Origin of the sequence: Pseudomonas sp. UBA4617 (genome assembly GCF_002386445.1) — a bacterium.
GTDB lineage: Bacteria > Pseudomonadota > Gammaproteobacteria > Pseudomonadales > Pseudomonadaceae > Aquipseudomonas.
Genome location: NZ_DGIR01000057.1, coordinates 78,115 through 92,426, shown reverse-complemented (window position 1 = coordinate 92,426; position 14,312 = coordinate 78,115). Strand labels below are relative to the sequence as shown.

12 protein-coding genes are annotated in these 14,312 nt (G+C 64.1%); 8 read left to right on the top strand and 4 right to left on the bottom strand.

Going from position 1 to position 14,312, the window contains the following annotated elements:
* Positions 1–32: 32 nt before the first annotated feature.
* From B4L76_RS23990 to B4L76_RS23965, 6 genes are all read left to right on the top strand, one after another.
* Positions 33–1,055, top strand: coding sequence for an alpha-ketoacid dehydrogenase subunit beta (locus B4L76_RS23990; RefSeq protein WP_296235517.1), 1,023 nt, complete (start codon positions 33–35; stop codon positions 1,053–1,055).
* Entirely contained in the window at positions 1,052–2,158 is a 1,107-nt protein-coding gene (locus B4L76_RS23985; protein WP_296235516.1) for an acetoin dehydrogenase dihydrolipoyllysine-residue acetyltransferase subunit, read from the top strand. The genes B4L76_RS23990 and B4L76_RS23985 overlap by 4 nt, the downstream gene beginning before the upstream one ends.
* A 54-nt stretch (positions 2,159–2,212) precedes the next feature.
* Positions 2,213–3,277: a 2,3-butanediol dehydrogenase gene (locus B4L76_RS23980; RefSeq protein WP_296235559.1), complete on the top strand. Its 1,065-nt coding sequence runs from the start codon at positions 2,213–2,215 to the stop codon at positions 3,275–3,277.
* A 392-nt stretch (positions 3,278–3,669) separates the two neighbouring features.
* A complete protein-coding gene (locus tag B4L76_RS23975) occupies positions 3,670–3,936 on the top strand; it encodes a hypothetical protein (RefSeq protein ID WP_296235515.1) in 267 nt (88 codons plus the stop codon).
* Between the two features lie 139 nt (positions 3,937–4,075).
* Positions 4,076–5,809, top strand: a complete 1,734-nt coding sequence (locus tag B4L76_RS23970) for a C13 family peptidase (RefSeq protein WP_296235514.1) — start codon at positions 4,076–4,078, stop codon at positions 5,807–5,809.
* Between the two features lie 27 nt (positions 5,810–5,836).
* Complete coding sequence (locus B4L76_RS23965; RefSeq protein WP_296235513.1) at positions 5,837–6,481, top strand: oxidoreductase; 645 nt, start codon at positions 5,837–5,839, stop codon at positions 6,479–6,481.
* An 86-nt stretch (positions 6,482–6,567) separates the two neighbouring features.
* Here the strand turns inward: B4L76_RS23965 and B4L76_RS23960 are convergent, their stop codons facing one another.
* The 4 genes from B4L76_RS23960 to B4L76_RS23945 all read right to left on the bottom strand — a co-directional run bounded on the left by B4L76_RS23960 (position 6,568) and on the right by B4L76_RS23945 (position 10,879).
* Positions 6,568–6,855, bottom strand: a complete 288-nt coding sequence (locus B4L76_RS23960) for a YceK/YidQ family lipoprotein (protein ID WP_296235512.1) — start codon at positions 6,853–6,855, stop codon at positions 6,568–6,570.
* On the bottom strand, positions 6,852–7,481 hold the full coding sequence (gene ubiX, locus B4L76_RS23955; RefSeq protein ID WP_296235511.1) for a flavin prenyltransferase UbiX: 630 nt from the start codon (positions 7,479–7,481) through the stop codon (positions 6,852–6,854). The genes B4L76_RS23960 and ubiX overlap by 4 nt, the downstream gene beginning before the upstream one ends.
* Positions 7,478–8,827, bottom strand: coding sequence for a UDP-N-acetylmuramate:L-alanyl-gamma-D-glutamyl-meso-diaminopimelate ligase (gene mpl, locus B4L76_RS23950; RefSeq protein ID WP_296235510.1), 1,350 nt, complete (start codon positions 8,825–8,827; stop codon positions 7,478–7,480). Before mpl ends, ubiX begins: the two co-directional genes overlap by 4 nt.
* 66 nt (positions 8,828–8,893) lie before the next feature.
* Positions 8,894–10,879 carry a sigma-54-dependent Fis family transcriptional regulator gene (locus tag B4L76_RS23945; protein ID WP_296235509.1) on the bottom strand — a complete coding sequence of 662 codons (1,986 nt, stop codon included), beginning with the start codon at positions 10,877–10,879 and terminating at the stop codon, positions 8,894–8,896.
* 256 nt (positions 10,880–11,135) lie between these two features.
* On the opposite strand from B4L76_RS23945, the gene B4L76_RS23940 reads away from it, so the two are divergent.
* Positions 11,136–12,656, top strand: a complete 1,521-nt coding sequence (locus tag B4L76_RS23940) for an aldehyde dehydrogenase family protein (RefSeq protein ID WP_200626194.1) — start codon at positions 11,136–11,138, stop codon at positions 12,654–12,656.
* Between the two features lie 198 nt (positions 12,657–12,854).
* On the top strand, positions 12,855–14,303 hold the full coding sequence (gene eat, locus B4L76_RS23935) for an ethanolamine permease (protein WP_296235508.1): 1,449 nt from the start codon (positions 12,855–12,857) through the stop codon (positions 14,301–14,303).
* The last annotated feature ends 9 nt before the right edge of the window (positions 14,304–14,312 follow it).

Here is a 14,312-nt window from a genome sequence, read left to right as displayed (position 1 = left end):
CTGCGGATTACAAGAACAACAGGAGAACCACCATGGCAAGAAAGATCAGCTACCAGCAGGCAATCAACGAAGCCCTGGCCCAGGAAATGCGTCGTGACGACACCGTGTTCATCATTGGCGAAGACGTGGCCGGCGGTGCCGGCGCACCGGGCGAGGACGACGCCTGGGGTGGCGTGCTGGGCGTGACCAAGGGCCTGTATCACCAGTTCCCGGGACGCGTGCTCGACGCCCCGCTGTCGGAAATCGGCTACGTCGGTGCCGCCGTCGGCGCGGCCACCCAGGGCCTGCGCCCGGTGTGCGAACTGATGTTCGTCGACTTCGCCGGCTGCTGCCTGGACCAGATCCTCAACCAGGCTGCCAAGTTCCGCTACATGTTCGGCGGCAAGGCAGTCACCCCATTGGTGATGCGCACCATGTACGGTGCCGGCCTGCGCGCGGCGGCCCAGCACTCGCAGATGCTCACCTCGCTGTGGACCCATATCCCTGGCCTGAAGGTGGTGTGCCCGTCCTCGCCATACGATGCCAAGGGCCTGCTGATCCAGGCAATCCGCGACAACGACCCGGTGATCTTCTGCGAGCACAAGCTGCTCTACGGCATGCAGGGCGAGGTGCCGGAAGAGGTTTATACCGTGCCGTTCGGTGAGGCCAACTTCCTGCGTGATGGCGACGACGTGACCCTGGTCACCTATGGCCGCATGGTGCACGTGGCGCTGGAAGCCGCCAACAACCTGGCCCGCCAGGGCATCGACTGCGAGGTGCTGGACCTGCGCACCACCAGCCCGATGGACGAAGACAGCATTCTGGAAAGCGTGGAAAAGACTGGCCGCCTGGTGGTGATCGACGAAGCCAACCCCCGCTGCTCCATGGCCACCGACATCAGCGCCCTGGTCGCGCAGAAGGCCTTCGCCGCCCTCAAGGGGCCGATCGAAATGGTCACCGCGCCGCACACTCCCGTGCCGTTCTCCGACGCTTTGGAAGACCTGTACATCCCTGACGCGGCGAAGATCGAGGCTGCCGTGCGCAAAGTGATCGAAGCTGCAAGGAGTGCCGCATGAGCCAGATCCATACCCTGACCATGCCCAAGTGGGGCCTGTCGATGACCGAAGGCCGGGTAGACGCCTGGCTCAAGCAGGAAGGCGACGTGATCAACAAGGGTGACGAGGTGCTGGACGTCGAGACCGACAAGATCAGCAGCAGCGTCGAAGCCCCGTTCAGCGGCGTGCTGCGTCGCCAGGTGGCCAGGCCCGATGAAACCCTGCCGGTCGGCGCACTGCTGGCGGTGGTGGTGGAAGGCGAAGCCGAGGAAGCCGAGATCGATGCGGTGGTGCAACGCTTCCAGGCCGAGTTCGTCGCCGACGGTGGCGCCGAGCAGGCGCAGGGGCCGGCACCGCAGAAGGCTGAAGTGGCTGGCCGGCAACTGCGCTGGTTCGAGCTGGGTGAAGGCGGCACGCCGCTGGTGCTGGTGCACGGCTTTGGCGGCGACCTCAACAACTGGCTGTTCAACCACCCGGCGCTGGCGGCCGAGCGCCGGGTGATCGCCCTCGACCTGCCAGGGCATGGCGAGTCGGCCAAGGCGCTGCAACGCGGCGACCTGGATGAGCTGAGCGAAACCGTGCTGGCCCTGCTCGACCACCTGGACATCGCCAAGGCGCACCTGGCCGGCCACTCCATGGGTGGCGCGGTCAGCCTGAACGTGGCGCGCCTGGCACCGCAGCGGGTCGCCAGCCTGAGCCTGGTGGCCAGTGCCGGCCTGGGCGAAGCGATCAACGGCCAGTACCTGCAAGGCTTCGTCGCGGCAGCCAACCGCAATGCCCTCAAGCCGCAGATGGTGCAGCTGTTTGCCGACCCGGCGCTGGTCACCCGCCAGATGCTCGAAGACATGCTCAAGTTCAAGCGCCTGGAAGGGGTGGACCGGGCCCTGCAGCAGCTGGCAGCGGCACTCGCTGACGGTGACCGGCAGCGCCACGACCTGCGCGGGGTGCTGGGGCAACACCCGGCACTGGTGGTGTGGGGCGGCAAGGACGCAATCATCCCGGCCAGCCATGCCGAAGGGCTGGAAGCCGAAGTGCTGGTGCTGCCGGAGGCCGGCCACATGGTGCAGATGGAGGCGGCCGAACAGGTCAACCAGCAACTGCTCGCCTTCCTGCGCAAGCACTGAGCCCATTCCGTGAGCCTGGAGACAAACACAATGAACGACCTGAGCCACACCCACATGCGCGCGGCCGTCTGGCATGGCCGCAACGACATCCGCGTCGAACAGGTACCCCTGCCAGCCGACCCCGCACCCGGTTGGGTGCAGATCAAGGTGGACTGGTGCGGCATCTGCGGCTCCGACCTGCATGAGTACGTCGCCGGCCCGGTGTTCATCCCGGTCGAGGCACCGCACCCACTGACCGGCATCCAGGGCCAGTGCATCCTCGGCCACGAGTTCTGCGGCCAGATCGCCAAGCTGGGCGAAGGCGTGCAAGGCTTTGCCGTCGGTGACCCGGTGGCGGCGGATGCCTGCCAGCATTGCGGTACCTGCTATTACTGCACCCATGGCCTGTACAACATCTGCGAACGCCTGGCCTTCACCGGCTTGATGAACAACGGCGCCTTTGCCGAGCTGGTCAACGTGCCGGCCAACTTGCTGTACCGGCTGCCGCAGGGTTTCCCGGCCGAAGCCGGGGCGCTGATCGAGCCGCTGGCGGTGGGCATGCATGCGGTGAAAAAGGCCGGCAGCCTGCTGGGCCAGACGGTGGTGGTGGTCGGCGCCGGCACCATCGGCCTGTGCACCATCATGTGCGCCAGGGCGGCCGGTGCAGCGCAGGTGATCGCCCTGGAAATGTCTTCGGCGCGCAAGGCCAAGGCCAAGGAAGTCGGCGCCAGCGTGGTGCTCGACCCCAGCCAGTGCGACGCCCTGGCAGAGATCCGCGCGCTTACCGCCGGACTGGGTGCGGATGTGAGCTTCGAGTGCATCGGCAACAAGCACACCGCCAAACTGGCCATCGACACCATCCGCAAGGCCGGCAAATGCGTGATGGTGGGCATCTTCGAAGAGCCCAGCGAGTTCAACTTCTTCGAGCTGGTGTCCACCGAGAAGCAGGTGCTGGGGGCGCTGGCCTACAACGGCGAATTCGCTGATGTGATTGCCTTCATCGCCGATGGCAGGCTGGACATCCGCCCGCTGGTAACCGGGCGGATCGGGCTGGAGCAAATCGTCGAGCTGGGCTTCGAGGAACTGGTGAACAACAAGGAGGAGAACGTGAAAATCATCGTTTCGCCGGGCCTGCGCTGAGCCGCAGTGGCAGCTCACAAACCTGTGGTAGCGGTTTTTGTCGCTACCACAGGAACCGCTCAGGGCTTCACGGATGTAAGACATTTCCGAACCTGAAGCTAAATGCTTCAGCCTGGACCATCTCGCGAATTATCCTACGAGCCTGTCGGAAGTCACTCCATTGTCGGGGAAACATCTCAGGGATACCGTCTCGGGGTCGCCATGTTTGGTGAGCGGGTGTGAGAAACCCGAAAACACGACTTACGGCAGTACGTTATGGCAGCCGTACGCAGGCAGGCTTCGGTCTGGCCGAGTGCTCGTGTCTCGGCTTTCTCACCCTCGTACGGCTGCCGCCTTTATCCCGTGAGAAAGGATGAGGTGGTTGCTTACAGCAAACCACACGAGGCCTGATCATGAAAAAAATCGTCCCTGATCCACCCAGAATCCTGCCTTCCCGCCCCTTCTACACCATAAACCACGACATGCCCTCGCTCGACGCTGTGATCCACGCTCTGCAATTGATGACCGGCATCGAAGACACCCTGGACGAGTACATCTGCGCCAATGCCGGTGAGCCTGGCATCAACATGCTGGTCAATGCGGCCCATCACGTGCAGATGACCAAGGCACTGGCCGAGTTGCTGTTGCACCGACAGACCGGCGATAGCACCCGGCATTGAGCCGGGTCGACCGGCGATGGGGCCATGGCAGGCAACACAATATCGTTGGCCCCACGGAGGAATGCCCCGGCTCATGCGCTCGCTGTTTCAGGATCCCATTCTGCGGCATACTCGGCAGACTTATTGCCCGGTCTTCGCCATGCGTCTACTGCTCCCCCTCTCCCTGGTCCTGCTTCTCGCCGCCTGTGGCGATGGCGAATCGCTGCTGCCGCCCGACGCACGCTTGCCTGACGGCGGACGCTACCGGGGGCAGGTAGTCGATGGGCTGCTGCAAGGCGAGGGCCGTATCGACTACCCCAACGGCAGCTGGTACGCCGGCGGCTTCAAGGACGGCCAATGGCACGGCCAGGGCGAATGGCACGGCCAGAATGGCGAGGTGTACCGTGGCCAGTTCGCCGCCGGGCTGTTCCAGGGGCTGGGCGAACTGACTACTCCGGGCAGCCACTATTCCGGCACCTTCCGCCATGGTCGGCGCGACGGCGAAGGCACTCTCAAGCAGGCCGACCAGTCCTACCGCGGCCAGTTCAAGGATGACCTGTACGAAGGCGCCGGCGAACTGGAACTGGCCGACGGCAGCCGCTACCAGGGCCTGTTCGCCAAAGGCAAGCCCAATGGCGCCGGCGTGCGCAGCGATGCCAGTGGCAACCAGTTCAGCGGCCGCTTCGTCAACGGCCTGCTGCAAGGCGCCGGCACCTACGACAGCGTCGACGGCGAGCAGTACATCGGCGAATTCAAGGACAACCGCCTGGAAGGCCGTGGCCGCTACGAAAATGCCGATGGCGATGTGTGGATCGGCCAGTTCAAGGATGGCGTACTGGTCGGCGAAGGCGAACTGCTGGGCAGCGATGGCAGCCACTACAAGGGCACTTTCAGCGAGTGGCGCCTGTCAGGCCAGGGCAGCCTGCAGCTGGCCGATGGCAGCAAATACATCGGCGGCTTCCTCGACGATGCCTACCATGGGCAGGGTCGGCTGATCCTGCCCAGCGGCAAGGTGCTGAGCGGCACCTGGGCCAACGGTGTGCGGGTGCGTGACCAGAACGGCAAGCTGCTGCCCGACCCACTGGACCTGGCCTTGCTCAACCAGGGTCGGCTGCTGGAGCAGGCGCTGGCCCAGGTGCCACACTCGGCGCCGCCTGTTCAGCTGTACAGCCTGGTGATAGCCGGGGATGGCCAGCAGAGCGTGTTCCTGCGCGAGGCCGACTACGTCAGCAACATGCTCAAGGTACGTTTTGGGGCTTCGGGCCAGGTCACCCTGGTCAATCACCGCGACCAGATGGCCAGCCGCCCCATGGCCACCCGTGAGAACCTCACCCGTGCCGCCCGCACCCTGGCCGAGCGCAGCGGCCCCGAGGACCTGGTGTTCATCTACCTCACCAGCCACGGCAGCCAGGACCACCAGCTGGTGCTCGACCAGCCACGCCTGCAACTGGCCGACCTGTCCGCCGACGAGCTGGCCAGCGCCCTGGCACCGCTGAAGAACCGCGACAAAGTGATTGTCATATCCGCCTGCTATTCAGGGGGCTACATCGCCCCGCTCAAGGATGAGCGCACGCTCATCATGACGGCCGCGCGGGCCGACCGGGTGTCCTTCGGCTGCTCTGAAGAAGCGGACTTCACCTATTTTGGCGACGCCTTGTTCGCCGAGGCGCTGAACCAGACCGACGATCTGAAACAGGCGTTTGAACTGGCCCGCAGCAGTGTTGCCGAAAGAGAACAAAGGGAAGGTTTCGAGGCCTCCGAACCGCAGCTGTGGGCACCGCCGGCGGTACTCGCGCGCTGGCAGCAGCTGCGTCGGCAACAGGCCGAAGAAGCATTGCGTAACGCCGCACAGGCCGACGTGGGGGGACAGGCAAAAACGCCTGCCAACCACTAAGCTTGTGTGTAACAAGGGAGAGACATCATGTATTTGACGCCTCAGCATGTCCTGCTTGCCGGTGCCACGGGTCTGACAGGTGAGCACCTGCTCGACCGCCTGCTCAACGAGCCCACCATCACCCGCGTCCTGGCGCCAACCCGCCGGCCACTGGCCGGGCACCCGCACCTGGAAAACCCGGTAGGCGACCCGGCAATGTTTCTTCCGCAGCTGGCCGGGCGCGTTGATATCGCGTTTTGCTGCCTGGGCACCACGCTGAAGCAGGCCGGCTCCGAATCGGCATTCCGTGCGGTGGACCTGGACATGGTGGTGGCCTTCAGCAAGCGTGCCCGGGAGATGGGCGCGCGGCACCTGCTGGTAGTCAGTGCGCTGGGGGCCGACCCGAAATCGTCGATTTTCTACAACCGGGTCAAAGGCGAGATGGAAGAGGCGCTCAAGGCCCAGGACTGGCCGCAGTTGACCATCGTGCGGCCGTCATTGCTGTTGGGCGAGCGCATAGAGCCGCGGCTGGGCGAGCAGCTGATTTCGCCGTTCTCCAGGCTGATACCTGGGAAGTATCGAGGCATCGAGGCCTGCACCTTGGCCCGGGCGTTGTGGCGCCTGGCGCTGGAGGAAGAAGACGGGGTGCGGATTGTGGAGTCGGATGAATTGCGCAGGTTGGGCAAGAAATAGGCTTCCTGTCAGGGCCTCTTCGCGGGTAAACCCGCTCCCACAGGCACTTCACAGACCAGAGAACGGGTTCACCCGCGAAAGGGCCATCACAGGCCGCCGGTTGCCTGGAAGCCTATACCGGCTGCCGTGAGCAACGACAACGGCAACAACAAGGTATCGAGCAACAGGCTTCCCGGCAGGTCCAGCCGCGGATACGCCGGCGCATCAGCCCCGTAATGATCGCGCGGGCAACAGCCGCCATTCATGACATACAAATCCAACCGGGTACCGGCATATACCACCGGCGCCCCAGGCTTGTTGGCATCCAGCGTCCGCACCGTGGCGCAACCACTCAGCAGCCCCAGCGCCAGCACGCCGCACAATGTGCGCCTCAATCATCCACCCCGTAGTGGTGCTCGCCCCAACGCGGCAACATGTCCTGGGGAATGTTCAGCAGGTTGAGGATGCGTGCCACGACAAAGTCGACCAGGTCGTCGATGGTCTGCGGCTGGTGATAGAAGCCCGGCGCTGCCGGCAGGATGATTGCGCCCATCTGCGACAGCTTGAGCATATTCTCCAGGTGGATGGTGGAAAACGGCGCTTCGCGCGGCACCAGGATCAGCTGGCGACGCTCTTTGAGGGTAACGTCGGCGGCACGCTCGATCAGGTTGTTGCAGGCGCCGGTGGCAATCGCCGACAGGGTGCCGGTGGAACAGGGCACCACCACCATCGCCGCCGGCGCGCCCGAGCCCGAGGCTACCGGCGACATCCAGTCTTCCTTGCCATACACCCGGATCTGCCCGTCGGCGGCACCTGTGTATTCGGTAAGGAACGCCTGCATTGCCTGAGGTTTGGCCGGCAGCACCACGTCGGTCTCGGTGGCCGTCACCAGTTGCGCGGCCTTGGAGATCAGAAAGTGCACCTCGCGATCTTCGCGCACCAGGCAATCGAGCAGGCGCAGGCCATACTGGACGCCCGATGCCCCGGTCATCGCCAGTGTGACGCGTTCCGGCCCGTTCACTGCAATGCCTCGGCCAGCTTGCCGTGCAGGCCACCGAAACCGCCGTTGCTCATGATCACCACATGGGTGCCCGGACGCGCCTGGCCCTTGACCCGTTCGATGATTGCATCGAGGCTGTCGGCCACCACGCTCGGCACCTTGCACTGCGCGGCCGTGGCGGCCAGGTCCCAGCCGAGGCTGGCCGGGGCGTACCAGATCACCTGGTCGGCGTCGCTGACGCTTTCCGGCAAGCCATCACGATGGGCGCCGAGCTTCATGGAATTGGAGCGCGGCTCGATCACTGCGATGACCGGAGCCTCGCCGACGCGCTTGCGCAGGCCGTCGAGGGTGGTGGCAATGGCGGTCGGGTGGTGGGCGAAGTCATCGTAGATGGTCACGCCTTGCACCTCGGCGACCTTCTCCATGCGCCGCTTGACGCTCTTGAAGGCGCTCAGGCCTTCGATGCCCATGGTCGGCACCACGCCGACGTGGCGGGCCGCTGCCAGGGTTGCCAGGGCATTGGCGACGTTGTGCTGGCCGGTCAGCGCCCAGTCCACGACACCTTGCACTTCGCCTTCGAACAGCACTTCGAAACGCGAACCGTCCGGGCTCAGCAGGCGGGCCTGCCATTGGCCACCTTCGCCGGTGGTTTGCACCGGGGTCCAGCAACCCATGCCGATCACGCGTTCCAGCGCCTGCTCGGTGGTTGGGTGAATCACCAGACCTTCACTGGGGATGGTGCGTACCAGGTGATGGAACTGCCGCTCGATCGAAGCCAGGTCGGGGAAGATGTCCGCGTGGTCGAATTCGAGGTTGTTGAGAATCGCGGTGCGCGGGTGGTAGTGGACGAATTTCGAGCGCTTGTCGAAAAAGGCGCTGTCGTATTCATCGGCTTCAACCACAAAGAACGGGGTATGGCCCAGGCGCGCCGACACCGAGAAGTTCTGCGGTACACCGCCGATCAGGAAGCCCGGGCTCATGCCGGCGTGCTCCAGCACCCAGGCCAGCATGCTGCTGGTGGTGGTCTTGCCATGGGTACCGGCAACAGCCAGCACCCAGCGGCCTTGCAGCACGTGGTCGGCCAGCCACTGCGGGCCGGAAACATACGGCAGGCCCTTGTTCAGCACGTACTCCACCGCCGGGTTGCCGCGCGACATGGCATTGCCGATGACCACCAGGTCCGGTGCCGGCTCCAGTTGGGCCGGGTCATAGCCTTGGGTGAGCTCGATGCCCTGGGCTTCGAGCTGGGTGCTCATCGGCGGATAGACGTTGGCGTCAGAGCCGGTGACACGGTGGCCAAGTTCCTTGGCCAGCACCGCCAGCGAGCCCATGAAAGTGCCGCAAATACCTAGAATGTGAATATGCATGGTCAACCTCGCAAAACATCGAGGCAGGGTAGCCCAGGGCGCGACAAATCGCACCAGATGTTTCGCTCAGTCGGCCCTGGTGATGCCGTGTTTGCGCAGTTTTCGATACAAGGTATTGCGGCTGATGCCCAATTGCTCGGCGACCCGGGTGAGGTGCCAGTGTTTTGCCTCCAGGGTGGCCAGCAAGGCACTGCGTTCAGCATCCTGTAGCAGCCTTGCGTCGCGATCGCGCGGCGCAGCAGCCCTGGCGGCTTGAGTTGCCGGATTCGCATCCTGGGGCCGCTCTACGGCACTGTCGCGACACAAGGTTGTTGCTGCAAGGGCCGGTGTGCTGCGGACCATGGCGGGGAGATCCGAGAAGGTAATCCGGCCATCTTCGCAAAGTGCCACCAGCGTGCGCAGCACGTTGCGCATCTGCCGCACGTTCCCCGGCCAGGTAAAGTCGAGCAGCGCCTGCCGCGCCCTGGGCTCGATGTCGATCAGTTGCCCCTGCGCTTCCTGGCGTAACAGAAAGTCCAGCAACTGCGCCTTGTCACTGCGCTCGCGCACCGCCGGCAACGTCACTTCCAGGCCATTCAGGCGGTAATACAGGTCGTCGCGGAAACTGCCCTGCGCCACCCGCTCCAGCAGGTCGCGGTGGGTAGCACTGACGATACGCACGTCGACCGCCTGCGGCTCGCCACCGATCGGCACCACCTGGCGCTCTTCAAGAACCCGCAGCAGCCGGGTCTGCAGGGCCAGCGGCATGTCGCCGATCTCGTCCAGCAGCAACGTGCCACCGTCGGCCTGCAGCAGCTTGCCCCGCATGCCTTCCTTGCGCGCCCCGGTAAAACTGCCGCCGCGATAACCGAACAGCTCGCTTTCGATCAGGCTCTCCGGGATCGACGCACAGTTGATGGCGACGAACGGCTTGCCGCGCCGCTCGCTGGCCTGGTGCACGGCCTGGGCGAACGCCTCCTTGCCGCAACCGGTCTCGCCACGCAGCAACAACGGCACGTCGCGCTCGAACACCCGCACGCTGCGCCGGAAGTCGTTCTGCAAGGCTGGGTCGAGCAGACAGATAAGCGGCTCGACCTCCCGCGCCGACCGCGGCTGCGCGGCTGGCACCGACCATACCGGCGCACGGGCCTGGCCACGCAGGCTGGCGAACACCTGGCGTCCGTCCAGGGTATGCAGTGGCCAGGTCATGCTACCGGTGGGCGTGGCACGGCTGAACAGCTCGTCATGACTGCAGGCGAAGAAGCACTCCAGCGGTTTGCCCAGCACGCCACCCCGCACCGTGCCCAACAGGTTCAGTGCGCTCTGGTTGGCCGCGCAGATGTGCCCGTCACCGTCGAAGGCCAGCAGGCCTTCGCTGAACAGGCCAATCGACTCGGCCTGTAGATGAAAACGCAGCAACCACTGCTGTTCGAAATGACGCAGGAAATAACAGCTTTCGATCATCTTCGCCGACAGGTTGACCAGAGCCATGGTGTGGAACTGGCTCTGCCGCGAAACATCAGGCCGTGCCGAAGACACGTCCAGCACCGCCAGCAACTCACCATGCGGGTCGAACACCGGGCTGGCCGAGCAGGTCAGGCCGGTGTGGCGGCTGCGGAAGTGCTCGTTCTGGTGAATGGTCAGCGCCTGGCGCTCGACCAGGCACGTACCGATGCCGTTGGTGCCTTCGCGCGCTTCGCTCCAGTCGGCGCCCAGCCACAGTCCGGCGCGCTCGAAGCTGCGCCGCTCGCTCGGGGCGCTGACACAGTTGAGGATGACCCCGCGCGCATCGGTCAGCAGCACCGCATGGCCGGCCCCGGATAGCTGCTGGTGCAGGCTGTTCATCTCATGGTCGGCAATCTGCAGCACCTGGCGCAGGCGCTCGCGGCTTTCCAGCAGGCGCCCGTGCTCGAGCACCAGCGGCGCCTCGATCACCGCCGGGTCGAGGTGGTAGTCCTCCAGGCAGCGCAGCCATGAGCGGGCGATGGAAGGGTCACTGCCACCCTCCCCGGCCCGGCCATGGGCGACGGTATGGACTTGCTGGGCATGACGGCTGAAATGGTTGCTCTGCATTATTGTCGTTCTCCGCAGATAGAGCGTACCGCCAGCATCCTCCACCCTGGCAGCCTTTGCAACGCGCGCTCCGGTTACGTATCGCAAGTGACACAAAGCGTCACCCCCTGCCTGTACCGGCACTGGCACAACGCCCATTGACCAGGCCCTGGGAAGCAGGCCAAGCCATTGATTTGCCTATTCCTACAGACGCTGGCCCAACCTTTGCTCTACGCTTTTCAACTCCCTAAACAATAAATAACCAAGGAGACACACCATGCGTTATGCACATCCCGGTACCGAAGGGGCGAAGGTTTCTTTCAAGAGCCGCTACGGTAACTACATCGGTGGTGAGTTCGTTCCTCCGGTAAAGGGTGAGTACTTCACCAACACGTCGCCGGTTAACGGCCAGCCGATCGCCGAATTCCCCCGTTCCACTGCCGAAGACATCGAAAAAGCCCTGGATGCCGCCCATGCGGCTGCAGATGCCTGGGGCCGCACCTCGGTACAAGATCGATCCAACGTCCTGCTGAAGATCGCCGACCGTATCGAACAGAACCTCGAACTGCTGGCCATCACCGAAACCTGGGACAACGGCAAGCCGGTGCGTGAAACCCTGAATGCCGACATCCCGCTGGCGGTCGACCACTTCCGCTACTTCGCTGGCTGCATCCGTGCCCAGGAAGGCGGTGCCGCCGAAATCAACGAAGGCACCGTGGCCTACCACATCCACGAGCCATTGGGCGTGGTCGGGCAGATCATCCCGTGGAACTTCCCGATCCTGATGGCCGCCTGGAAGCTCGCCCCGGCCCTGGCCGCTGGCAACTGCGTGGTGCTCAAGCCAGCCGAGCAGACCCCACTGGGCATCACCGTGCTGCTGGAACTGATCGGTGATTTGTTGCCAAAAGGCGTGCTCAACGTAGTGCAAGGTTATGGCCGCGAAGCCGGCGAGGCGCTGGCCACCAGCAAGCGTATCGCCAAGATCGCCTTCACCGGCTCGACCCCGGTGGGTTCGCACATCATGAAATGTGCCGCCGAGAACATCATTCCATCCACCGTGGAGCTGGGCGGCAAGTCGCCGAACATCTACTTCGAAGACATCATGCAGGCCGAGCCGAGCTTCATCGAGAAGGCCGCCGAAGGCATGGTGCTGGCGTTCTTCAACCAAGGTGAAGTGTGCACCTGCCCGTCACGCGCCCTGGTCCAGGAGTCGATCTACCCGCAGTTCATGGAAGCGGTGATGAAGAAGGTGCAGCAGATCAAGCGTGGCGACCCGCTGGACACCGACACCATGGTTGGAGCCCAGGCTTCGCAGCAGCAGTTCGAGAAGATCCTGTCGTACCTCGACATAGCCCAGGAGGAAGGTGCCGAGCTGCTGACTGGCGGCAAGGTGGAAAAACTCGAAGGCTCGCTGGCCACCGGTTACTACATCCAGCCGACCCTGCTCAAGGGCAACAACCGCATGCGCGTGTTCCAGGAGGAAATCTTCGGGCCGGTGGTCAGCGTTACCACTTTCAAGGACGAAGCCGAAGCGCTGGCGATCGCCAACGATACCGAGTTCGGCCTGGGCGCTGGCGTGTGGACCCGCGACATCAACCGTGCCTATCGCGTGGGCCGTGGGATCAAGGCCGGCCGTGTGTGGACCAACTGCTACCACCTGTACCCGGCGCATGCGGCGTTTGGTGGCTACAAGAAATCCGGTGTAGGCCGTGAAACCCACAAGATGATGCTCGACCACTACCAGCAGACCAAGAACCTGCTGGTGAGCTACGACATCAATCCGTTGGGCTTCTTCTAAACCGGCGCATTTGGGGGCTGCTGCGCAGTCCATCGCGACACGAGGCCGCGCCTGCGGGTACCGCCCCCCTTGGCGGAACAGCCTTGCATCGCGATGGGCCGCAAAGCGGCCCCCATAGCCTCTGGCTCGCTTCCTGCAATACCTATCACCATCGGCCCGGAACCCTTCCGGCCACCAAGAAAAACAACAGGTGAAACTATGCCAAGCGATCATTCCGCCGGCTCTCCGGCAGGTTCTTCCGTCGACTTCGAAAAGGTCGGCTCGGACTATTTCCAGCAACGTGAACTGAAAAAAGGTGCCGCCGGCTGGGTGCTGCTGGTCGGCCTCGGCGTAGCCTATGTCATCTCCGGCGACTACGCCGGCTGGAACTTCGGCCTGGCGCAGGGCGGCTGGGGCGGGATGTTCCTCGCCACCCTGCTGATGGCCACCATGTACCTGTGCATGTGCTTCTCGCTGGCCGAACTGTCGTCGATGATCCCCACCGCAGGCGGCGGCTACGGCTTTGCCCGCAGCGCCTTCGGCCCGTGGGGCGGCTTCCTGACCGGCACGGCAATCCTCATCGAATACGCCATCGCCCCCGCCGCTATCGCGGTGTTCATCGGCGCGTATTGCCAGTCACTGTTCGGTGTCGGCGGCTGGATGATCTACCTGGCGTTCTACATAGTGTTCATCGGCATCCACATCTTCGGCGTGGGCGAGGCACTGAAGCTGATGTTCATCATCACCGCCATCGCCGCCATTGCCCTCGCCGTATTCCTGGTGAGCATGGTGCCCCATTTTGATGCAGCCAATCTGTTCGACATCGCAAAAACGGACGCCGTGGGCGCCAGCAGCTTCCTGCCGTTCGGCTACGTCGGCGTGTGGGCAGCCATCCCCTACGCCATCTGGTTTTTCCTTGCCGTCGAAGGTGTGCCGCTGGCCGCAGAAGAAACCAAGAACCCCAAGCGCGACCTGCCACGCGGGCTGATCGGCGCCATGTTGGTCTTGCTGGCCTTCGCCCTGCTGATCCTGGTGGTCGGCCCGGGTGGCGCGGGCTCCGAGGCGCTGAAGGCCTCCGGCAACCCGCTGGTTGAAGCCTTGTCCAAGGCCTATGGCGGCTCTACCTGGATGGGCGGCTTCGTCAACCTGGTCGGGCTGGCCGGGCTGATCGCCAGCTTCTTCTCGATCATCTATGCCTATTCCCGGCAGATCTTCGCCCTGTCGCGCGCAGGCTACCTGCCGCGCAAGCTGTCGGAAACCAACAAGAGCAAGGCCCCGGTCATGGCCCTTGTGATCCCCGGCATCATCGGCTTCGCCCTGTCGCTGACCGGCCAGGGCGACCTGCTGATCCTGGTGGCGGTGTTCGGTGCCACACTGTCGTACGTGCTGATGATGGCTGCGCACATCACCCTGCGTATCCGTCGGCCGAAGATGGAGCGCCCGTATCGTACCCCCGGAGGCATCTTCACTTCGGGCGTGGCCCTGGTATTGGCCTGCATCGCCGTGGTCGCCGGTTTCCTCGTCGACCCACGGGTGGTGATTGGCGCCGCAGTGATCTATGCGGTATTAATTGCCTACTTTGCTTTGTACAGCCGCCACCACCTGGTAGCGGGCACACCGGAAGAGGAATTCGCCGCGATCCAGAAGGCCGAAGAGGCCCTGCACTGATCGCCGCCA